The following is a 20892-nucleotide window of genomic DNA, read 5'->3' as shown; positions in this document are numbered from 1 at the left end:
TCTTTTCCTGTGTACCAGTGTTTACTGGCCGGTGATTTATTAACCACTCTGAATTCAAGTTAGCACCACACTGTCAACGTTGTCAATTAAACACATGACAACGTTGACATAAATTTTAAGCTATTGTTTTTATTGAAAATGATGTTTTCTACAATATAGAAACAGAATCACGCAATACCAATTGCAGCTCAAAGCCGCAATGTTCGGTTTGCGCTTCATTCTCCAGCATCAGGCTAATGAGCAGGGCAGCCGCTTTGGCGGCTATTTCGGCATTGGGTTGGTGCACTGTGGTTAGCCTCGGCCAGGTTTGGCGCGAGAACGGGCTGTTTTCAAAGCCTACTATCGACAGGTCTTGTGGTACAGCTAGCTGATGCATACGGGCAGTAAATAAAGCACCGGCGGCAATTTCATCATTACAGCCAAACAATGCGGTGGGTTTGTCACCGCGCTGTAATAGCTGCTCGGTCATGGCGACACCTGAATCAAAGGTAAAATCACCGGCTAGCACCAATTGTTCTGACACCGTTAAGCCGGCCTCATGCAGCGCGGCACAATAGCCCCGATAACGACCCAGTGACGATTGGTGATCTTTGTGATAGCCCAAAAACGCAATACGGCGGTGGCCCAGTGTCAGCAAATGCCGGGTAATGTTAAAACCGGCTTGTTCATCGTCAACATAAATGGTTGGGCACAAATCATCCGGTGGTGCTGAGCCTGACACTATACGTACTACTTTAGCCTGCTGGGCCAGTAGTTGCTGCACCAGTTCACGGTTTTCTGACAGCGGCGGTGTCAGGATCACCCCACCCACCTGATTGCTACCAATAATAGTAGTCAGCTCCTGCAGTACCTGGCCAGAGTGAGAATCTGTCGGGTGGATCACCAGCTCAAAGCCTTTTTGCCGGCACTGCGATAAAATGCCGTTTTGCATTTCAATCACGTAATGGCTGTTGGGGTTATCGTACACAAACGCCAGTGAAAACGGCGCTGTGCGCATTAGCCTTGCCGTGCGGTTGGGCTGATAATTCAGTTGGGCAATAACTGCCTGCACTCTGGTTTTAATGTCATCGCTGACCCAGGCTTCATTATTCACTACCCGGGACACCGTTTTAAACGACACCCCGGCGAGGCGGGCCACATCTTTGATGGTAGGTTTTTTGCTCGACATAGCGTCCATTAAGATTAACTAAGCATGCAGCGTGATTAGCCAACTTTATACCGGCCCCCCTGGCTGTGCAAATAACTTTCTGCTTACAACGGCTTAAGTTACACAAAAAAATAAAGCCTGAACCAGTGCCGGTAGCATTTTAGCTGGCTCTGGTGCAGGCCTTAACCAACAATATGGACTATTTACCGGTTAAACCCCATTACCAATTAAACCCCATTACCAATTAAACATAGTACCGTCTTCTAACCGGTTTACCGGCAAATAGGCACGTTTATACGGGTATTTCGCCGCCTTGGCTTCATCGATATCAACACCATGGCCCGGTGTATCACCCACCTTCAGATAGCCATTATCAAAATGGTAATCGTGCGGGAATACTTCGTCGGTTTCATCGGTATGGCGCATATATTCCTGAATACCGAAATTCGGCACCCAGGTATCAAAATGCAGTGCCGCGCCCATGGTTACCGGGCTTAAATCGGTCGCGCCGTGGAAGCCGGTACGCACATGATATAGCTCGGCCAGGTGCGCAATACGGCGTAAATGGGTAATACCGCCAGCGTGCACTATGGTGGTACGGATATAGTCAATCAGCTGCTCGCTGATCAGTTGCTGACAATCATGGATAGAGGCAAACACCTCACCCACGGCTATAGGCGTAGTGGTATGATGGCGGAACAACCGGAAGCCTTCCTGTAACTCTGCCGGTACCGCATCTTCCAGCCAGAACAGTTTGTAGGGCTCCAGCGATTTACCCAGCTGCGCGGCTTCAATCGGCGTTAAACGGTGGTGGGTGTCGTGCAGTAAATGATGTTCATAACCATAGGTGCTGCGCAGTGTTTCAAACAGCTTGGGTACGCTGTTCAGGTATTTACTGGTAGACCACAGGTTTTCTGACGGCAAATCGTTATCTGCCGGTTCGTAATACATTTTATCTTTCGATACACCATAGGTGCTGGCCAGGCCAGGTATGCCGGTTTGGGCGCGGATCGCTTTATAACCCAGCTCAATATACTTACCCACTTCCGCTACCGTTTCGGCGATATCCCGGCCATTGGCATGGCCATACACCATAACGCCATCACGGCTGCGGCCTCCCAGTAATTGGTATAACGGCATATTGGCGGCTTTGGCTTTAATATCCCACAGCGCCACATCAATAGCCGCTATGGCGGTCATACCCACCGGGCCACGGCGCCAGTAAGCGCCACGGTAGAAAAACTGCCAGATATCTTCAATCTGGCTGGCATCGCGGCCAATCAGACACGGGATCAGGTGATCCTGCAAATAACTGGCAACCGCCAGCTCGCGGCCATTAAGCGTTGCATCACCGATACCGTACAAGCCCTGATCGGTGGTGATCTTCAGCGTAACAAAATTTCTGCCCGGACAGGTTACAATCACTTTGGCATCGATGATTTTCATAGTGTTCCTCAACTAAAAACTTGAATAGTGCTGACCGACCGACTAAATTGGTCTGGCCGATTTATAGACACTAGCATTCGGACAGGCCAATTTACAATAAAAAAATAATTGGTCCGTCCAATTTTTTTTAAATGAGTATCATGACAAAAACTGTACAGCTATCATCCAACACCAGCCCACTGCGCCCGACACCCGCTGGCTCAAGGCTTTATCTGCAAATTGCCGAAAAACTGGCCGGGCGGATCAGCACCGGCGAACTTAGCCCCGGCAGCCGCTTAGCGGCAGAGCGCGATCTGGCACAAAGTTATGACGTAAGCCGACAAACGGTACGCGAAGCATTAATTGCGCTGGAGGTATCCGGCCTGGTAGAAATCAGGCCGGGCTCTGGTATTTATGTGCAAAAAGCCGCCGAAAAACGCCACGGCCTGAAAAGCTCAATAGTGGCCGACGACGCCCCCGGCCCGCTGGAAATTATGGAAGCACGCTTACTGCTGGAAGGCGATGCCGCTGCGCTGGCAGCTGAACGCATCAGTAATGAAGAGCTGCAAAAACTCAAGGCTTACCTGCAACAGATGACACTGCTGGTGCAGGCACAAAAAAGCACTGAGGCCGAAGCTTACGACGGCAAATTTCATCAGTTAATTGCCAGTGCCACCCGCAATAGTGCACTGCAGTCGATGATTGAATGGCTGTGGCAACTGCGTGAAAGCTCAGAGCTAAGCCGGTTATTTACGCGAAAAATTCAGCAACAGGTAGCCGGGACCAATATTCTGGCGCATGAAAAAATTTATCAGTGCATTAGCCGGCGCGATGCCGACGGCGCCAGAGCGGCTATGCAGGCACATATCAGCGAAGTAACCCAGGCTTATTTAGTGCTGATTTCCGACTAAAACGGTAAGCATCCCTTAAATTAACCGGCATCAAAAGCAGGATGCTTAGCCACTACCCTATCTGTGTTGCCCTGCTGCTTATGCAGTTGCCTCAGGCCTTTCAGGTTAAGCAACAGCATCGGCAGTACAATCAATACAAAGGCAATATTGGATAACGGCACAGCCAGCCAAACACCAGCAATACCAAGGAACTTCGGCAAAATAAACAGAAATGGCAACTGAATTAGCATATTGCCCAAGGACACAAACAGTGCCTGGCCACTCTTACCAACGGCAACAAAGTAAATAGCCGCCATAAACAAAAAGCCATCTAAAAACAGGGCCATCAGGTGCAGACGGATACCATTTTTACTTGCCTCCAGCAATGCCTCATTACCTGTGGTAAAGATACTGATAAACAGCTGCGGAAAAAGATTAAGCAGTATCACCATAGCTATACCCGAACCAATAGTGACAGAAAACGCCAGTTTTACCGTTTCAGTAATGCGTTGGTATTGTCTGGCGCCCAGGTAATAGCTTACCGGTGGCTGCAAGCCGCTTACCAAGCCTTCAGCAAAGAAGAAATAGCAGCTGGCTAAGTACCCGACAATCGCAAAAGCCGCTAATTGCGTGGTATCGCCATAGGCCATAAATTGCATATTATGGAATGCCATAACAAAGCTGAAATAGATAAACATCACCAGGTTGGATGAACCCAATTGCACAATGCGTATGGCAATAGCTTTATCAAATTGTTTTACTGCCAGAGTAGTTTTGGCTTTAGACGATATAAAATAACGCAGACACAACACACAGGTGGCCAGTTGCGCAATTAAAGTGGCAATGGCTGCACCTTGTAAGCCCATATCCAGATGAGCCAGAAACACATAGTCCAGCGCAATATTGGTTAAGGCACCGACGATAATAAACACCGTTGCCAGATTCGGGCTATCGTCATTGCGTACCAGCATCGGCATGGCACTGGCCCCAATAGAAATAAGCGCACCAAACGACATCGTCTGCACATAGCTCCAGCTCATCTGCATAGTTATGCCCGTTGCGCCTTGCAGCGTTAGCAGGCTTTTACCAAAAGTAATAAACACCAAGGTGGCGAATAAGCCAATCAGCACTACCAATAAAAGCGCGGTAACCAGTGTTGCCTGTGTGGCAGCCAGATTGTTTTCACCGCGGTATTTAGACAACACACTGCCACCGCCCATACCCACCAGCAAACCAAAGCCCATAATTAAACCCAGCAAGGGTATTGCCATATTGATGCCTGCCAGCCCGTTGGCACCAACAAAGTGGCCAACGAAAAAGCCATCAATAATCTGATACAAACCGCTGACTAACATGGCAACGATAGACGGAATGGCAAAACGCCAAAATGCGCCAGCTACCGATTGTGACGGCTGAACCGGTGTTACAACTTGCATGACTTGCTACCCATAGAGTGGAAACACCGGCATGATATATAAAAATAAGATACATTAAAGTTAGCTACCATCCGCATAGCGGATACGTATAAACCAAACAACTGTTGTTAACAGCGCCGCATAAGGAGATAGCAATGAACTGGACCTTAGATCAATTACTGGCCTTTGTTACCGCTGCCGAGCTGGGTTCTTTTTCCGCCGCGGCCAGGCAGCTGCACAAAGCGCAGTCACGCATCAGCAGTGCCATTGCTAATTTAGAGCTCGATTTAGGCTTTGAGTTATTTGACCGCCGCTCGAAATTTCCGGCCTTAACCGCATTGGGTAAAGAAATGCTGCCTGAAGCACGGGCCGTGCTTAACCAGTGCCTGCGCCTGGATGCAAGAGCAATGGCAGCAGCCAGTAAAGAGCCCATTTCGCTACGTATCGCAATAGATGAAGCCTTACCGCTGGAAACCATCCACTCTATTTTTTCTCAGGTCGGCGATTTATTTCCAAACACCCATCTGGTTATTACCAATGGCTCACAAGACGACATTGCCACGGCCATTGCCAGGCAAAAAGCCGACCTTGGTTTTATGCTCAGCAACAGTGCCTTACCAGAGGGTTTAACCTTACAGTCTTTAGGGCATTTTAAAAAAATACTGATTGTCGGTAACAAGCACCCGCTGGCCAATGCCGGCGTATTAAGCCTGGCGCAACTGCAGCAGCACCGGCAGTTTGTGCTATGTAACCGTTCGGGCGAGAACCGCGAAAGTGCATTAAGCCCAAACCATTGGGATTTAGACAGTTACTATTTAATTTGTGAGCTGGTAACGCAGAATCAGGGCTGGGCAATAGTGCCGGAACATATTGCCAGAGCGCAGTGGTTTGTTGAGCAAATAACAGCGGTAAAAACCGACTTTTTAAGCGATATATTAATTGAAATAGGCATAGTAAAACGCCTCGACAGCCCGAGCAGTGAAATCACGGAGTGGATAACAGAAAAAATGCGCCATTTAATAAATAGTCGTGCTGTTTAGCAGAGCATCAGCAAGCTTGTTTGCCCCATTTGCTGCCGCCGCCCTGTTAAATCTGCTACTTCCTGCTTAAAGCTGTCATTACCCAGCGCCATACCACTTTTTACCGCACTGCGAATATCACACAGCAGGATTTCGTTAATTTCGCCTTTAAACAAATCACGATAGGCTTGTTGCCGAGCTGCTTCAGAATCTGCCAGTGCCAGATAGCATAGCGCCGTTTATTTCTATCCGTTGCATAAACCCGGGTTTACGGCCGCTCCCGTGTCAGGCGTTGCCCGCTTCCAGATGATCGTAACCTTTGCCCCCTCCGGGCGCTGGAAATTCTCAATCATTCGGTTGTCTTCAACCGCCATCGTTAACTCGTTCGTTGTGCGAACATCACCGATCCAGTTTGGGAACGACGAACCTTCAACAGTATTTCCGCTGAAATTGCCGTCGGTATCAACTGAATATTGGCCATACAAAGCAAGAGTGCTTGCCATGACATTCCTGTTCTCTTCGTCTGTCCCACTGCCACGCTCATTCGATTTGAAACGGGGGATACGAGGATCATGAATGAACTCCACGAAATGCATATCACAGGTAAACACCAGCATACCGCGGGGTTCCGGCCCATAGGGAAATGACGTTGCTCCATCAACCTCAACTGTCGCGGAGGACATCCGCCAGGTTCCAGCTACCTTGTTCGGAGTTTGCACAGCTGCTGAAGTGCCAATCGACAGGACCATTGCAATAATGCCCGATACAAGTGTTTTTCTGCCATCGAGCATATCAATTTTCCTTTTTATCGGCCAGCAGAGCGAGGTCACGTTGGGTTTCCAGTGTTTCGAGTCGATTGATGAGGGCAGCACGGATATTTTCATAGGCAGTGCTGCCGAGTACGAGTCGCAATGGCGGGGTATTCAGGTCAGCCGCCTCGATTAACACGTCTACGGTGTTGGCTGCATCACCACGAATCGTAAATCCTCCGCTGGAAATAAGACGGCGGAGTTCCCCTGAAGAGGTGTCAGCATAGATCTCGGAGGGCTGCGCGCAATCGAGCGCTGCTGCGAAATTTGTTCGGGTTGGTCCTGGTTCAGCAATCATGAAATCGATGCCGAATCCCGTAACCTCCTGAGCGACGGCCTCGATAAATCCTTCAATTCCCCACTTGGTAGCATGATAAAGGCTGAAATTTGGATAGGAAATTTGTCCACCTTCTGATGAAACCTGAACAATACGGCCACCACCCTGTTCACGTAAATGAGGCAAAGCGGCCCGTATCAGCTGGATAGAACCAGTGAGGTTAGTAGCAATTTGTCGCGAGATCTGAGCATCGTTTAACTCTTCTGCCGCACCGAAAAGACCATATCCCGCATTACTTACTATGATATCAATACGACCAAATTCAACAAAAGCGGCATCAACCACCTCTCGTATTTGGTGCACCTCTGTGAGATCAAGCTGAGCCACCCAAAGAAGATCACCATATTGCGCTTTAAGATCATCAAGGCTGCCAGCTTTGCGTAATGTCGCGGCAACCCTGTCGCCACGCGCCAGAAGCTTTTCTGTCATTAGCCGCCCCAAGCCAGTAGAGGTACCTGTTATAAACCATGTCTTCTGCATCTGTTGTCTCCTTTGGAAATTCACCTATCGAAACTCACGTTATATCGTTACTTTTTATGATTGTAAGACCCCCACACCGATGTGATAATCCGTTTTATGTTGCATAAGTAGATGTATTTTTTACATGAATAAGAAACCCGACCTGAATGTATTGGCCGCTTTTTCCGCTATTGCCACGCATGGTAGTTTTCGTAAGGCTGCGGATGACTTGGGCATGCCGCCATCTACTCTGAGCCACATGATGCGTGTTCTGGAAACACGATTAGGTGTCAGGCTGTTTAACCGAACAACCCGAAGTGTGGCGTTGACCGACGCAGGGGCCATGTTACTGGGACGAGTCCGCCCGCTGCTTCGCGAGTTTGATGCCGCATTTGAGGAAATTGAACTTAAACAGAATCGACTTAGTGGTGTTGTTCGGCTAAACGCCAGTGAAACAGCAGCACGTATGCTGTTGTGCCATGTGATCCCGCTATTTAAAGAGCGGTTTCCAGATATTGAAATCGACCTGGTAAGCGAGGGACGCCTTGTTGATATCGTGGCAGAGGGTTTTGATGCCGGTATTCGCCTGGGTGAAACCGTTCCCCAGGACATGATCGCTGTCCGATTCGGCCCGAAAGTCCGGTTTCTGGCAGTCGCGGCACCAACTTATTTAGCGGAAAACCCAGCGCCACAAACCCCGGAGGAGCTTCTAAGACACACTTGCATCCGGCATCGAATGCCCAGTGGGAAGCTTTACCGATGGGATTTTGAAAAGGAAGGAGAAGAGTTCTCAATAGAAGTCGAAGGTTCCCTGACTCTCAACCATCTCGGACTAATGGCTGAAGCTGCATCGGCAGGAATGGGCATTGCCTATCTTCCCGACCTTGTCGCCAACCCCTATCTCCAACGCGGACTCTTAGTGCCTGTTTTGGCTGACTGGTGCCCTGCAGAACCGGGGCACTACATCTATTATCCCGGCCACCGCCATGTCCCGGCACCATTACGTGCGTTTATCGATATACTCAAAGAAGTGAATATTCCCGGCGAAGTCTTGCCATAACAGATCCTCAGGTTACTGAGCGACGGCTGAAGCTTAGCCTTATTAATTTTTATCTGACCCTAATTATCTTAATTTTTATCTGATCCTAATTATCCTTAATAAACAGTCATGCTGTTTAGAAGAGCATCAGCTCGTTTGTTTACAGCTCTACTGCAAAGTTAGCTCTTACTGAGTTTCTTAACATGATAATTGGGGTCAGATAACAATTAAAGCTCCTTACGCCAACCCTGATAATTGGGGTCAGATAACAATTAAAGCTCCTTACGCCAACCCACAGGCCGCCCCCTCTGCCCCATTTGCTGCCGTCGCCCCGTTAAATCTGCCACTTCATGCTTAAAGCTGTCATTACCCAGCGCCATACCACTTTTTACCGCACTGCGAATATCACACAACAGGGCTTCGTTAATTTCGCTTCTGAACAAATCACGGTAGGCTTGTTGCCGCTCGGCCTCAGAAACTGCCAGTGCCAGATAGCAAGGGTGCGGCAGGCACAACGCAGATTGCTTACCAAGCGCATTGATGGCGTAACTGGACCAAGCGTATTCCGAGGGCGATCTAACCATACCAGCCCGCACCGGATTCATTTCTATGTAGCGATACACCGCCAAAACATAGTGCTCTTCCTGCACCAGACAGGATTTAAACCGTCCTTCCCACAAGGTGCCACTGCGTTTGTATCTCCGATTAAAGTAACGCACGTATCGCCGACCCAGGCTTTGCATCATCTGGCTAATGCCGGTGTTGTCAGACGCCGTGCATAACAAATGCACATGGTTTGTCATAAACACCCACGCATGAATATGAACACCAAATGCATCCGAATACTCTTTCAACCAATACGCATAAGCGGCAAAATCATCGTCATTCGCAAAACACACCTGCCGGTTGTTGCCGCGCTGAATTATATGCTCTGGAACACCTGCTAAATGAACTCGGCGAAGTCTTGCCATTACAGATCCTCAGGTTACTGATCTACGGCTTAAGCTTAGTCTATTTTATTTAATTTTTATCTGACCCTGTTTATCAGCTTAGTCTATTTTATTTAATTTTTATCTGACCCCGTTTATCTTATCTGACCCCGTTTATTTTAATTTTTATCTGACCCCGTTTATTTATCTGACCCCGTTTATTTTTTTCTCTAACATTCACGAAAATATCAGCTAACTTATAGGCGCTGCCTACTGCAGATCTCAAGCATAAAAAAACCGCCAGCAGGCGGTTTTTTATCGAAGCAACTTAATCAGCCTTTACGCCAGCTGGTTACGCCGTTTTTATCTTCTACGATAATCCCTTTTGCCGTTAACGCATCGCGGGCGGCGTCTGCTGCTGCCCAGTCTTTGTTAGCGCGAGCGCTGTTACGCTTAGCTATTAGCGCTTCAATTTCGGCTACATCATCATCCGATGCACCTGATTGTAAGAAGGATTCGGCATCGCCTTGCAGCAAGCCCAGCACGCCGGCTAATAAGCTTAATATACCAGCCAGCTCGGCAGCTTTGGCCGGTTCGGTTTCTTTAAAGCGGTTTACTTCACGCGCCAGTTCAAACAATACCGGTAAGGCTTCCGGGGTGTTGAAATCATCGTCCATTGCAGCTTTAAAACGGGCGATATAATCACTTTGCATATCAACACTGGCAGCTGGCGTTACATTACGCAGTGCGGTGTACAAACGGCCTAAGGCAGCATGGGCCTGCTGCAGGTTTTCAGCGGAATAGTTCAGCTGGCTGCGGTATTGGCTGGACAATAAAAAGTAGCGTACCGCTTCGGCGTTATACTCTGCCAGTACGTCTTTTACCGTAAAGAAGTTGCCTAAAGATTTAGACATTTTCTCTTTATCTACCTGCACCATACCGGTGTGGATCCAGGTATTAACGTACTTGTGGCCATGGGCACAGGTCGACTGGGCAATTTCGTTTTCATGATGCGGGAACTGTAAGTCTGAACCGCCACCGTGAATATCAAAATGCTCGCCTAAATGTTTGGCGCTCATGGCGGAACATTCAATATGCCAGCCCGGCCGGCCATTGCCCCATGGCGATTGCCAGAACGGCTCGCCTGGCTTGGCGCCTTTCCATAATACGAAATCCAGCGGATCGTCTTTGTTGTCGGCTACTTCTACCCGTGAGCCGGATTGCAGCATCTCCAGGTTTTGCTGGCTAAGCTCGCCATAAGCTTCGTATTTACTCACATCAAACAACACATCGCCATCGGCCGCGACATAGGCATAACCTTTAGCTACCAGAGTTTCAATCAGGGCGATAATTTCGGCCATATGGGTGGTAACGCGCGGCTCTATATCGGCCGGCATTAAACCCAGCGCGGCAAAATCGGCGTGCATGGCTTGGGTAAAGCGCTCGGTTAAGGCGTCGCAGCTTTCGTTGTTTTCGGCGGCGCGTTTAATAATTTTGTCGTCTACGTCGGTAATATTACGCACATAGGTTACGTCGTAACCCAAAAAGCGCAGGTAGCGGTTTATTACGTCAAAGGCAACATAGGTACGGGCGTGGCCGACATGGCAGTAATCGTAAATGGTAATACCGCAGACATAGAGCCCTGCTTTACCGGGTTCAATTGGTGTGAAAAGTTCTTTTTTTCTGCTTAAGGTATTATAAATATGTAACATGTCTTCCCCGAAGTCCTTTGACTAAAAACGCTAAATCAGTGCAGCTGCTGCACCAGCGCGCTAGTGTATCACCGGCACCGTAACGCGGCTATCCTTGCTTTATGATTTGCTCAGCGTACGGTAGAATACCGCCACTTTTAACGAGGACACCTTATTATGATTAGCTTACATACCAATTACGGCGTAATTAAATTAAACCTGTTTGCCGACAAAGCCCCTGCTACGGTAGAAAATTTTATCAGCTATGTGAAAGACGGCTTTTATGACAACACCATTTTTCACCGTGTTATTAACGGTTTTATGATCCAGGGCGGCGGTTTTACTGCTGAGATGGAGCAAAAAGACACCAAAGGCAAAATTAAAAACGAAGCCAACAACAAAGTGCCAAACAAAAAAGGCACTATTGCCATGGCGCGTACCAATGACCCGCACTCTGCTACCTGCCAGTTTTTTATTAACGTGGCCGATAACGACTTTTTAAACTTCAGCTCTGAAACCGGCTCTGGCTGGGGCTACTGCGTATTTGGCGAAGTGGTTGAAGGCATGGACGTGATTGACGAGATTAAAAAAGTGGCCACCGGCCGCAATGCCGGCCACAGCGACGTGCCGGTAAAACCGGTTGTGATTGAAAAAGCTGAACTGCACGCTTAAGCGCTGTTGATGCCTGAGCTTATGCCTGAACAGCACACGCTGTTTATCGCCGATCTGCACTTAGCGGCAGATCGGCCCGATATTACCGCCGCCTTTTTACGCTTTTTGCGCGAGCAAGCCATGCACGCTGAAGCCTTGTATATTCTGGGCGATTTATTTGAAGTATGGATTGGTGATGACAACCCCGAGCCATTACTGGCAGAGGTAGCCCGTGCACTTAAAACCGTTAGCGATAACGGCGTAGCGCTGTATTTTATTCATGGCAACCGCGACTTTTTCCTGCGTAACGCTTATGCCAAACGCTGTGGTATGGCCATATTACCGCCAGCAAAGGTAATTGATTTATACGGCAAGCCAACGCTTATTATGCATGGCGATAGCCTGTGTACGCTGGATATTGCCTACCAGAAATTCCGTAAATGGTGGAACCAGCCCTGGTGGCAGTGGCTAATGCTGAATATGCCGTTATGGTATCGCCAGCGCCTGGCCCGTAAAGCCCGCACCAAAAGTGCCAGATATAAGCAGCAATATATGACACAGGCGCAGCCGCAAATTATGGACGTTACCCCGGACGAAGTACCCAGAGTAATGGCAGAAGCCGGGGTATTAAAGTTGATCCACGGCCATACCCACAGGCCTGCAGTGCATAAACTGGACGTTAACGGCAAAATGGCAGAGCGCTATGTACTGGGCGATTGGTATACACAAAGCAGTTATTTGAAAGTGAGCGCCAGCCAGTGGCAGTTGTATTTTAACCCACTGGCAGATAACAACCCGGCGGTTTAAAACCGCCAGGAATAAGCGATATTAAGAAAATCCATACCGGGGTTGCGGCTGGATAAACCGGCATTTGAATAATGCATATAACGGATAGCCAGCATTTTGCTGTTTTGCTGATCCAGCCCGATCAGCAGGCCGAGGCGGTCTTCAAACTGAAAATGCGAGCCTAAATCTTTACCGGCAAATTCACGTTTAGTCAGCATACTGACACCAATACCAAACTCCCAGAACACTGGCTTACCGTACCAATTGGCAAATTGCTTTTTCAGTACCGGCGACAATGCCAGCGCCACATTAGTTTGATACTGCGATGGCTGGCCGTATTGCCAAAAGTTACTGCTGGCTTCCAGATACATGTTGGCATCGCCCAGCAGCGGTAAGGTGGTAAAGTGAAACTCCAACGGCCGGTATCCCAAACGCACACCACTTACCCGGCCTTCGCCTTTTAAATACTCCACTGAAAGCTGCGAAATTTGCTCTGTGCGTATATCAGCCCGCACCTGCCCGATTATTCCAAATAACAATACTAATGCTGCCAGCCACCGTTGCATATTTTCACCTTTACCCTACCGGCCCGTTTGGGCCAACTGTCAATGGTGATAATATACCGATCGGTACAAATTAAATAAACAGCATTTCGGTGACAACATTATTCACGGTGGTGAATAATGTTTTGGTATAAATTATTCCGTTTTGTCTCAGTCTGGTTTAATAAGGCCGGTAAGGCTGAAACACCGCCATAACCCAATTGATAAAAGCGCTTAAGCGGCCGCTCAGATGGTGGCCAGGCGGGTAAATAAGATACAGCGGAAAGGCCGCGCGCTGCCAATCCGGCAGCAACAGTTGCAACTTGCCGTTATCAAGATAAGGCTGGGCCATAAATAATGGCAACTGGCTTACTCCCAGCCCACTTAAGGTAGCAGTTAGCTGCGCTGTGCTGTCGTTTACCGATAACGGGCAGCCTTGCTGCTGAATTTCCATTGATTGTTGCCGGTTGCTAAAACGCAGTGGCATAACGCGGTTGGTTTTACGTGAACGATAGTAAATAACACGATGTTTGCTGCTTAACTCGTCCGGCGTTTGCGGTGTGCCGAACTGCTGCAGATAAGATGGTGCAGCACAGGTGACAAAGGTCAGCTCGGCAATACGTTTGGCAATCAATGACGTATCATTTAACTCACCGCCGCGGATCACGCAGTCTATATTATCGGTCAGCAGGTCGATATTGGTATCACTGACACCCAGCTCCAGCTGAATGTCAGGATATTGCTGCATAAAAGACGGCAATGCCGGTAGCAGTATAACGTTCGCGATGGCAGACGCCATATCAACCTTTAACCGGCCCCGCGGTATGCTTTGCTCATTACTGATACTGCTTTCAATATCGTCCAGCTCGTGCAGTAACTTAGTGGTACGCTCGTAATAGGCTGCGCCTTCCATCGTTACTGTTACCCGGCGTGTAGTACGGTGCAGCAGCTTCAGCCGTAAATGCGCTTCCAGCTCCTGTACCAGCTTGGTTACGGTGGATTTTGGCATATCGAGTAAATCTGCAGCGCGGCTAAAGGTGCCGGCTTCTACCACACGACAAAACACTTTAATGGCTAACAGATGATCCATGCCGGTATTACCCTTATGCTAGTGTAAGCGGCATAATAGGCAACAACCAGCAGCGCTGCAATGCCAACTGCACTTGCCGCGGCTAACGGCGGCAGCTACCACGGCTTAAAAGCCCGGCATGCTGATAGATCTGGTCCAGCAGGCGCATATTGTTAATCGCGTCTGTACCGCCGGTTAAGGCTGTAGCACGGCCTTGCAGGCAGTCTTGCACATGCTGCAACTGATAATAATAGGTGCTGCTGCCCGGCACACTGTATTGCCGCTCTGAGCCGGCAGTAATCAGTTTAATGCTGTTGCCCTGTTGCGGCGTAATCAGCCCGCTAACTTCAATACTGCCCAAACTGCCCTCCAGCACCAGGCTGGTATCTGGCGTACGGCTTAAATGCTCTGCCATGCTGCTGCCGATATCGGCAATAGCGCCATCAGCAAATTGCAACTGCGCCTGAGTGGTGATATCAATCTGTGGCCCGCCGGTAGTTGCCCCGGCGGTAATACAATCAGCGCTTAGTACCTTAGGTTCGCTGCCCATAATAGTACGTACCCAATGCAGCGGATAACAGCCTAAATCCATCATGGCACCGCCACCCAGCGCCGCCTCGTGCCGTAGCGAACCGGCAAAATATGGGATCCGCACCGAAAAATTCGCCCGCAAATGGCGGATACTGCCAATAGTACCGGCCTGCACCAGTTGCATTACCTCAACAAACAACGGGTGAAAGCGGTAATGAAAGGCTTCCAGCAATACCTTGCCGGAAGCTTTTGCCGCCTGCACCATAGCTTGAGCCTCGGCTTCATTCATAGCAAACGGCTTTTCACACAACACATGCTTACCCTGTTGTAAGGCTTGTATGGTCCAATACGCATGCTCTGAAGGTGGCAACGCATTGTAAATCAGGTCGATATCGCTACGCTCAAGCAAAGCCTGGTAGCTGTCGGCGACATGTAAAATGCCATGCGCACCGGCATACTCGCCGGCCCGTTCTGCCGAGGAGGCGGCTACCGCTTGCAAGGCAAAACCTCTTAGTTGCTTGAGCGGCTGAAATATTGCTTTATCGCTGATACGGGCAGCGCCTAATAAACCAATGCGGATCATAGCCTTTCCTTATGCGGTTACTTAGCTGGCTGAGGCAGCAACAGTTCTACCTGATAATGCCGGCCGGCGACAATGTCAGTGATAAGCGGCTGTGGCAGTAAGCGGCCATCGACACTTAGCTGTGCCTTGCTGATGCCGCTTTGCCGGCGCATTAGGATAGCAAACTCTGCGCCGCGAAACTGCCGCTTAAGTTTAACCTGTGGCCAATCGGCTGGCAGTTGCGGTTGCAGTAATAAGCCTTCTGCACAACCTTTTACGCCAAACAGCCCTTCGATTAACGAGCGATACACCCAGTGCACCGTGCCGGTATTAAATAACTGGCTGGAGCGCCCGGCTGTGCGCGGAAACTGCCGGTAAGCACCGCGATAGTAATTAGGAATAAACACCGGTAACTGGCCGCGTTGCAGACAATCTTGCTCTGTGCTGCCAGGCAGCATCTGCCGCAGTACTGCAAAGGCTTTGTCCGGCTGGTTAATCTGATACAACGCATACAGGTAAAATGCCGCCGCATGGTTATACACCGAGCCATTTTCGGCCGAACCCGGATGCTTTTGTGTTACCCGGCCCACATCTTCGCGCATAGCGATATAGGCCGGCGCCAGCATTTGCACGCCGTAAGGGGTAGCAAGTTGGGCATCAATTTCGGCCAGCATCAGTTGCTGCTGCTCTTTGTTAGCAGCACCACTTAACATGGCCCAGCTTTGCGGGTTCAGATAAATACGGCCCTCAGTGTCTTTACTGATGCCAAAAACTACGTTGTCATCGGTAATGCCGCGACCATACCATTTGCCGTCCCACAGGTAATGGTTAACCGCCTGATTAAAATTGTCTGCATCTTTGCGGTATTGCTCAGCGCGTTGCTGCTCACCCAGTTGCTGGCAAATATCAGCCCAGCAGTTAAGCGCATAAGCCGCCGCCAACGACAACCAACCCGATACACCACGGCCTTTGTAGCCAACCATATTCATTGGATCGCACCAGTCGCCCTGTTCAATAAAACTCAGGCCGCGCGCATCGCGTTTATGCAGTAACCAGCTCATGGCACGACAAATATGTTCAAACACAGTAGCGGGCTCTGCACTGTCGCCAAAAGCTATAGTTTGCTGCAATAAGGCCGTATCGTTGGTTTCAGCCAGGTACGCAGCTAAACATACCGGCAACCACACGCACTGGTCGGTATGCGGCACCTGGTTAATGTATTTCAGCTCGGCATCGGGGTGCAGCAAAATACCGTCCGGCATTTCGCCACTGCTGTGCTGCTGCGCCAATGCCGTTAATAAGGCAGCGCGAAACGCTTCTGGCCGCACATAGCTCATGCCCATATTATCCTGCAGATAATTGCGCGTTTGCGGATCTGTAGTTAGCCGGTTGACATCGCCGTGGTAATACACCTGGCGTGGCAGCCAGTGGTTGACAAAGTTGTCCAGTGCCGCATCCGGCGTTTCTATCTGTAAACAGCCCTGCCCTTGGGCAATATAATCGCTGTACTGCTGCTGCGCTGTGCTAAAACCATCCGGCGTTAAAAAATAACGCTGGCGGGCTGCGGCTATCTCACTTTCATCCAGTGCCGGGCCGAACACAAAACGGTAAACCTGCTGTGCCCCTCCGGCCAGTTGCAGCCGGTATTGCATAACGCAGGCCGGGGTTTCATATAAGGCATCGCCGCCATCAAGCTCGGTGTGCTGTAAAGCATCCGGTGCATGCAGGCCACCCTCACCTTCAAACGCTTGTTGTGCGCATTGCCAACTGGTGGGTACCTGCTCGGCCAGCAAAAAGGTTTTATCCTTTAACAGCTTGTTTTTAAAGTAATCGGGATATTTTTGATATGGTGTAACCGATGAACACACTATGGCATTGAGCGCCGGTTCAAACTTTGCCGACTGGTTCATCCACGACATATAACCGACCGGGAAATAGGGGTAAATGCTAAGCTGACGTGGCTGTGCACTGAGGTTAGTAACAGTAAGCTGCCACAGCTCATGGGGCTGGTCCGGGCTTAAGCATAGCTGCCATTGCAGCTGCAAGCCTTGTTGCTGCAACTGCCAGCAAATATCACTTTTACCGGCCGAAAATACAAAGCTGTCGGCCTTGCTGCGCACCGGCTCGTAGGGTACCGAAAACACCTCAGCGCTTTGCTCATCTTTAATGTAAACAAAGCGGCCCGGATGATGCGCATAGTAAGGCTGCTCCGGCTGCATAAAGGTTTTTGCTTCAAGAGTTGGCGCATGGGCGTATTTGGCCGGTTCCGGTTGCATAAACTGCGCGGTGGCATAGCCACGGCAGTTCAGTTGCACCATTAACTGTTTGTTCCATAAAAATGCCGCTGCCAGCGGCATAGTTGTCGGGCTGAATAAGTCATAACGCTGACCGTTGTTGCCAGGTTGCATGCCAGAGGCTGCCATCAAAGTAATACTCCGGGTAAAATTATCTTATGCGCTGGCTGCTGCCTTGCGCTGTTGCAGGTCTAACTGAATTTTTGCCAGTTGCTGATTGTCCAGGCTGTAATAACGCATCACAAAGGCTGCCAGCAGCGCGATAACTCCCGGGATTACCGAGATCAGCAGTACTATGCCGGTTTGCGAGCCACTGCTTTGCTGCTCGTTAGCGACATAACCAATAGCAGCCAGCAGCCAGCCGATTAAGGCCGATGCTATAGCCCCGCCCAGCTTTTGCGAGAATGTTGCTGCAGCAAAGGTCATGGCGGTAGCCCTGCGCCCGGTGCGCCATTCGTTGTAATCGGCCGTGTCGGCATACATAGAAAACGCCAGCGGCGACTTTGGCCCCAGTACAAAACCAATGGCCAGATTAAGCGCAAAAATAACACCGACGGCATCGGCCGGTACAAAGTACAGGCTGATGGAAAGCATCCCTGCCAAGGACATCAGTAACACCATCAAATGCTTTTTATCAATAAAGCGGGTCATCAATGGCGTGGCCGCAGCGCCAAGTGCCAGCGCAAACATATAGGAAGATAAAAACTCGCCTACTAAGTCGGGCCTTTCAACATAATATTTAAAATAATACACGCCGCTGCCGGCTCGCATGGTAATGGTAACCATAATAATCAGCGCCAGCGCAAACAACACCAGCCAGGGTTTGTTATGCTTTAAATCGACCAGGTCCTGCAGCACTGCTGTGGATTGCCGGTTAATAGGCTCAATACGCTCACGGGTGGTTAAAAAGGTAGTTAAAAACATTAAGGCAGCGGCGATACCAAACACCAGCATCGTCAGTTGCCAGCCCAGCACGTCATCGCCCTGCCCCAGTAACGGCACTAACTTGGGTGTTAAATAAGTTACCAGGATGCCGCCGCTAAAACCGCCGATAAAACGAAAGCTTACCAGTGTCGTTCGCTGCTGGCTGTCACTGGTAATAACGCCGGACAGCGCAGAATACGGAATATTAATAGCGGTATACACCAGCATCAGCAAGGTGTAGGTAGCATAAGCCCATACCAGCTTGCCGGTTTCGCCCAAATCCGGTGTACTGTAAGTCAGTACACCGGCGGCGGCCAGAGGTATCGCTAACCATAATAAATAAGGCCGGAATTTACCAAAACGGGTGCGGGTGCGGTCGGCAACAGCCCCCATTAACGGATCGGTAAAAGCATCAATAATTTTTGTTACCAACATCATAGTACCGGCAGCTGCCGCTGAAATACCAAATACGTCGGTATAATAAATAAGCAAAAAAGCTGAAATATTAGTCCAGTAAAAGTTAAAGCCCATATCGCCGAGGCCGTAACCTATTTTTTCGCGCAGCTTTACCGGTGTGGCACTCTGCTGCGTTGTTGTGTGTTGCCTTGCTGAAGCGGTCATACCCTGTTATCCATTATTATGAACTGTTATGGCATCAGCTCTGCGGCTGAATATGATAGCGCAATCAGGTATCGATTTACGCGGCTAAAAACTGTGTTATCTGCTGTACCAGCGTTGCTGCCGGCAATGTGATATCCAGCATGGTTATATCGGTTTCATTGTCGCAGCTTTGCATGGTCAGCAACTGGCTTTGCAACATAGCCGGTGGCATAAAATGGTTTTGCCGTTGCGCCAGACGCTGTGCCAGCAGCGCGGCATCGCCCTGCAAATAAAAAAAGTGTGCGTTATCTGCACTACTGCGAATTTGCTGGCGGTGACGGGCAATTAGACCGGAATAACTTAACACACAAGGCTGCTTTGCTGCTTTGCAGGCACTGAGCTCGTTACATAGAGCCTGTACCCAGCTTTCGCGTAAATGATCGGCCAGCGGTATACCACTGGCCATCATTTGTTTTGCCTGCGGGCTGTGATAATCGTCACCTTCAATAAAGCGCCAGCCCAGCTGCTGCGCCAGTAACCGGCCAACGGTTGACTTACCGCTACCGGCCACGCCCATAATCACAATCGTTTTGCTTACTGTAGCGCGCATAATAAGCTGCTGCTTCCTGTTAGTGTTGCTTGTTGGTTTCAAGCTTAAACCAGCAACAATGATTGCGCAACCATTTTGACTAACAACCAGCAATACAGTATTGTCATGTAAAAGATTGCAGAACTAAGCTTATGAGCCCAAAGCCAAATTTAAAAGACGTTGCCAAAGTTGCCGGTGTAAGCGCCATCACAGTATCACGGGTATTGACAGATCCAACCAAGGTATCTGACAAATTACGCAATAAAGTAGAAAAAGCCATTCACGAGATCGGCTATATCCGCAACCATGCCGCCAGCGCACTGGCATCGAAAAAATCCGGCGTGCTGGCTGTTATTATTCCGTCGCTATCCAATATCGTATTTAACGATGTACTGCAGGGTATTTATCAGGCGGTTAAAGCGAAAAATCTACAGGTGTTGCTGGGTGACTGTCATTACTCGCCGTTAGAAGAAGAAAAGTTGATTGCTACCCTGCTTAGCCAGTCGCCGGAAGGCTTTATTGTTACCGGGGCAGCACAAACCGATTACGCCCGTAAACTGTTACTGCAGGCTGATATTCCGGTAGTACAGATAATGGAACTGACCAATCAGCCGATAGATATGAATATTGGCTTTTCGCATTATCAGGCCAGTTACGATATGACGAAACATCTGCTGCAACGTGGCTATCGTGCACCAGCCTTTGTCGGAGCCCGCATGGACCCCCGCACCCAGCAGCGGCTGGCAGGTTTTAAACAAGCTATAGCCGACTGGCCACAGCCCTGCCGCAGTTTTATTCAAACCACGGTGCAACCCTCGTCGATTAAACTGGGCGGCCAGCTGTTACAGGCCGTAATTGCCGAATCAGACAACCAGTGCGATGCGGTATTTTGCTGTAATGATGATCTGGCGCTGGGGGCCTTGTTTGAAAGTAAACGCATGAATTTAAACGTGCCCAAAGATATTGCCATTTGCGGCTTTAATGATTTGGAAGCCTCAGCATTGGTAGAACCTGCCATTACATCTGTGGCATCACCACGCGTTGATATGGGCCGCCAGGCAGTAGAAATGTTGTTTAGCGCTGCTGGTAAGGGCCGCCATGCGCTGGCTCCGGTAGATGTCGGTTACAATATTATGGTACGCAGCTCAACCTGAGCTGCAGCATAAATAACAACGCCGCTGTTA

The 20892-nt window shown here is 49.5% G+C and carries 20 protein-coding genes; 6 read left to right on the top strand and 14 right to left on the bottom strand.

The genetic code is table 11. The annotated features are described in order from the left end of the window. Window positions 1-148: 148 nt before the first annotated feature. A complete protein-coding gene (locus J3B89_RS08755) occupies window positions 149-1168 on the bottom strand; it encodes a LacI family DNA-binding transcriptional regulator (RefSeq protein ID WP_215397164.1) in 1020 nt (339 codons plus the stop codon). 216 nt (window positions 1169-1384) lie between these two features. Then, window positions 1385-2593, bottom strand: coding sequence for a D-mannonate dehydratase ManD (gene manD / locus J3B89_RS08750; RefSeq protein ID WP_215397163.1), 1209 nt, complete (start codon window positions 2591-2593; stop codon window positions 1385-1387). Between the two features lie 140 nt (window positions 2594-2733). On the opposite strand from manD, the gene J3B89_RS08745 reads away from it, so the two are divergent. Continuing rightward, window positions 2734-3483, top strand: a complete 750-nt coding sequence (locus J3B89_RS08745) for a FadR/GntR family transcriptional regulator (protein ID WP_215397162.1) — start codon at window positions 2734-2736, stop codon at window positions 3481-3483. Between the two features lie 20 nt (window positions 3484-3503). Here J3B89_RS08745 and J3B89_RS08740 read toward each other — a convergent pair whose 3' ends face one another. Next, a complete protein-coding gene (locus J3B89_RS08740) occupies window positions 3504-4898 on the bottom strand; it encodes an MATE family efflux transporter (protein ID WP_215397161.1) in 1395 nt (464 codons plus the stop codon). A 134-nt stretch (window positions 4899-5032) separates the two neighbouring features. Here J3B89_RS08740 and J3B89_RS08735 point away from each other — a divergent pair, with 134 nt between their 5' ends. After that, on the top strand, window positions 5033-5917 hold the full coding sequence (locus J3B89_RS08735) for a LysR family transcriptional regulator (protein ID WP_215397160.1): 885 nt from the start codon (window positions 5033-5035) through the stop codon (window positions 5915-5917). On the opposite strand, the gene J3B89_RS08730 is transcribed toward J3B89_RS08735, so the two are convergent. The 3 genes from J3B89_RS08730 to J3B89_RS08720 all read right to left on the bottom strand — a co-directional run bounded on the left by J3B89_RS08730 (window position 5914) and on the right by J3B89_RS08720 (window position 7522). Beyond that, a complete protein-coding gene (locus tag J3B89_RS08730; protein ID WP_215397159.1) occupies window positions 5914-6072 on the bottom strand; it encodes a hypothetical protein in 159 nt (52 codons plus the stop codon). The genes J3B89_RS08735 and J3B89_RS08730 overlap by 4 nt on opposite strands. Window positions 6073-6141: 69 nt before the next feature. Continuing rightward, window positions 6142-6687, bottom strand: a complete 546-nt coding sequence (locus J3B89_RS08725) for a lipocalin-like domain-containing protein (protein WP_215397158.1) — start codon at window positions 6685-6687, stop codon at window positions 6142-6144. 1 nt (window position 6688) lies between these two features. Continuing rightward, complete coding sequence (locus tag J3B89_RS08720; RefSeq protein ID WP_215397157.1) at window positions 6689-7522, bottom strand: SDR family oxidoreductase; 834 nt, start codon at window positions 7520-7522, stop codon at window positions 6689-6691. A 124-nt stretch (window positions 7523-7646) separates the two neighbouring features. Between J3B89_RS08720 and J3B89_RS08715 the strand changes: the two genes are divergently transcribed. Then, window positions 7647-8561 carry a LysR family transcriptional regulator gene (locus J3B89_RS08715; RefSeq protein WP_215397156.1) on the top strand — a complete coding sequence of 305 codons (915 nt, stop codon included), beginning with the start codon at window positions 7647-7649 and terminating at the stop codon, window positions 8559-8561. A gap of 251 nt (window positions 8562-8812) precedes the next feature. Here J3B89_RS08715 and J3B89_RS08710 read toward each other — a convergent pair whose 3' ends face one another. Then, complete coding sequence (locus J3B89_RS08710; RefSeq protein ID WP_215397155.1) at window positions 8813-9511, bottom strand: transposase; 699 nt, start codon at window positions 9509-9511, stop codon at window positions 8813-8815. A 290-nt stretch (window positions 9512-9801) separates the two neighbouring features. Continuing rightward, the gene (gene cysS, locus J3B89_RS08705) at window positions 9802-11181 is read right to left on the bottom strand and encodes a cysteine--tRNA ligase (RefSeq protein WP_215397154.1); all 1380 of its coding nucleotides are present in this window, start codon (window positions 11179-11181) and stop codon (window positions 9802-9804) included. 156 nt (window positions 11182-11337) lie between these two features. On the opposite strand from cysS, the gene J3B89_RS08700 reads away from it, so the two are divergent. Both J3B89_RS08700 and lpxH read left to right on the top strand, forming a co-directional pair. Further along, entirely contained in the window at window positions 11338-11832 is a 495-nt protein-coding gene (locus J3B89_RS08700) for a peptidylprolyl isomerase (protein WP_215397153.1), read from the top strand. A 21-nt stretch (window positions 11833-11853) separates the two neighbouring features. Beyond that, window positions 11854-12618 carry a UDP-2,3-diacylglucosamine diphosphatase gene (gene lpxH, locus J3B89_RS08695; protein WP_215397447.1) on the top strand — a complete coding sequence of 255 codons (765 nt, stop codon included), beginning with the start codon at window positions 11854-11856 and terminating at the stop codon, window positions 12616-12618. On the opposite strand, the gene J3B89_RS08690 is transcribed toward lpxH, so the two are convergent. The 6 genes from J3B89_RS08690 to J3B89_RS08665 all read right to left on the bottom strand — a co-directional run bounded on the left by J3B89_RS08690 (window position 12615) and on the right by J3B89_RS08665 (window position 19729). Then, entirely contained in the window at window positions 12615-13163 is a 549-nt protein-coding gene (locus J3B89_RS08690) for an acyloxyacyl hydrolase (RefSeq protein WP_215397152.1), read from the bottom strand. The two genes, lpxH and J3B89_RS08690, sit on opposite strands and share 4 nt — an antisense overlap. A 157-nt stretch (window positions 13164-13320) precedes the next feature. Next, the gene (locus J3B89_RS08685; protein WP_215397151.1) at window positions 13321-14229 is read right to left on the bottom strand and encodes a LysR family transcriptional regulator; all 909 of its coding nucleotides are present in this window, start codon (window positions 14227-14229) and stop codon (window positions 13321-13323) included. Window positions 14230-14311: 82 nt separating this feature from the next. Further along, window positions 14312-15322, bottom strand: coding sequence for a Gfo/Idh/MocA family protein (locus J3B89_RS08680; protein ID WP_215397150.1), 1011 nt, complete (start codon window positions 15320-15322; stop codon window positions 14312-14314). Between the two features lie 17 nt (window positions 15323-15339). After that, window positions 15340-17724, bottom strand: a complete 2385-nt coding sequence (locus tag J3B89_RS08675; RefSeq protein ID WP_251372318.1) for a GH36-type glycosyl hydrolase domain-containing protein — start codon at window positions 17722-17724, stop codon at window positions 15340-15342. A gap of 27 nt (window positions 17725-17751) precedes the next feature. Beyond that, entirely contained in the window at window positions 17752-19140 is a 1389-nt protein-coding gene (locus J3B89_RS08670) for an MFS transporter (RefSeq protein ID WP_215397149.1), read from the bottom strand. 76 nt (window positions 19141-19216) lie between these two features. Further along, on the bottom strand, window positions 19217-19729 hold the full coding sequence (locus J3B89_RS08665; RefSeq protein WP_215397148.1) for a gluconokinase: 513 nt from the start codon (window positions 19727-19729) through the stop codon (window positions 19217-19219). A gap of 131 nt (window positions 19730-19860) precedes the next feature. On the opposite strand from J3B89_RS08665, the gene J3B89_RS08660 reads away from it, so the two are divergent. Continuing rightward, complete coding sequence (locus J3B89_RS08660) at window positions 19861-20862, top strand: LacI family DNA-binding transcriptional regulator (protein WP_215397147.1); 1002 nt, start codon at window positions 19861-19863, stop codon at window positions 20860-20862. The last annotated feature ends 30 nt before the right edge of the window (window positions 20863-20892 follow it).

This window comes from Rheinheimera oceanensis (assembly GCF_018831085.1).
GTDB lineage: Bacteria > Pseudomonadota > Gammaproteobacteria > Enterobacterales > Alteromonadaceae > Alishewanella > Alishewanella oceanensis.
This window is presented reverse-complemented; position numbering and strand designations above follow the sequence as displayed.

What these genes read in the sequence shown, in the direction of transcription:
- manD (WP_215397163.1), bottom strand. Translation starts at nt 2,593, where the DNA reads ATGAAAATCATCGATGCCAAAGTGATTGTAACCTGTCCGGGCAGAAAT.
- J3B89_RS08745 (WP_215397162.1), top strand. Translation starts at nt 2,734, where the DNA reads ATGACAAAAACTGTACAGCTATCATCCAACACCAGCCCACTGCGCCCG.
- J3B89_RS08670 (WP_215397149.1), bottom strand. Translation starts at nt 19,140, where the DNA reads ATGACCGCTTCAGCAAGGCAACACACAACAACGCAGCAGAGTGCCACA.
- J3B89_RS08740 (WP_215397161.1), bottom strand. Translation starts at nt 4,898, where the DNA reads ATGCAAGTTGTAACACCGGTTCAGCCGTCACAATCGGTAGCTGGCGCA.
- J3B89_RS08715 (WP_215397156.1), top strand. Translation starts at nt 7,647, where the DNA reads ATGAATAAGAAACCCGACCTGAATGTATTGGCCGCTTTTTCCGCTATT.
- J3B89_RS08665 (WP_215397148.1), bottom strand. Translation starts at nt 19,729, where the DNA reads ATGCGCGCTACAGTAAGCAAAACGATTGTGATTATGGGCGTGGCCGGT.
- J3B89_RS08680 (WP_215397150.1), bottom strand. Translation starts at nt 15,322, where the DNA reads ATGATCCGCATTGGTTTATTAGGCGCTGCCCGTATCAGCGATAAAGCA.
- J3B89_RS08755 (WP_215397164.1), bottom strand. Translation starts at nt 1,168, where the DNA reads ATGTCGAGCAAAAAACCTACCATCAAAGATGTGGCCCGCCTCGCCGGG.
- J3B89_RS08700 (WP_215397153.1), top strand. Translation starts at nt 11,338, where the DNA reads ATGATTAGCTTACATACCAATTACGGCGTAATTAAATTAAACCTGTTT.
- J3B89_RS08710 (WP_215397155.1), bottom strand. Translation starts at nt 9,511, where the DNA reads ATGGCAAGACTTCGCCGAGTTCATTTAGCAGGTGTTCCAGAGCATATA.
- J3B89_RS08675 (WP_251372318.1), bottom strand. Translation starts at nt 17,724, where the DNA reads ATGGCAGCCTCTGGCATGCAACCTGGCAACAACGGTCAGCGTTATGAC.
- lpxH (WP_215397447.1), top strand. Translation starts at nt 11,854, where the DNA reads ATGCCTGAACAGCACACGCTGTTTATCGCCGATCTGCACTTAGCGGCA.
- J3B89_RS08720 (WP_215397157.1), bottom strand. Translation starts at nt 7,522, where the DNA reads ATGCAGAAGACATGGTTTATAACAGGTACCTCTACTGGCTTGGGGCGG.
- J3B89_RS08685 (WP_215397151.1), bottom strand. Translation starts at nt 14,229, where the DNA reads ATGGATCATCTGTTAGCCATTAAAGTGTTTTGTCGTGTGGTAGAAGCC.
- J3B89_RS08660 (WP_215397147.1), top strand. Translation starts at nt 19,861, where the DNA reads ATGAGCCCAAAGCCAAATTTAAAAGACGTTGCCAAAGTTGCCGGTGTA.
- cysS (WP_215397154.1), bottom strand. Translation starts at nt 11,181, where the DNA reads ATGTTACATATTTATAATACCTTAAGCAGAAAAAAAGAACTTTTCACA.
- J3B89_RS08690 (WP_215397152.1), bottom strand. Translation starts at nt 13,163, where the DNA reads ATGCAACGGTGGCTGGCAGCATTAGTATTGTTATTTGGAATAATCGGG.
- J3B89_RS08735 (WP_215397160.1), top strand. Translation starts at nt 5,033, where the DNA reads ATGAACTGGACCTTAGATCAATTACTGGCCTTTGTTACCGCTGCCGAG.
- J3B89_RS08725 (WP_215397158.1), bottom strand. Translation starts at nt 6,687, where the DNA reads ATGCTCGATGGCAGAAAAACACTTGTATCGGGCATTATTGCAATGGTC.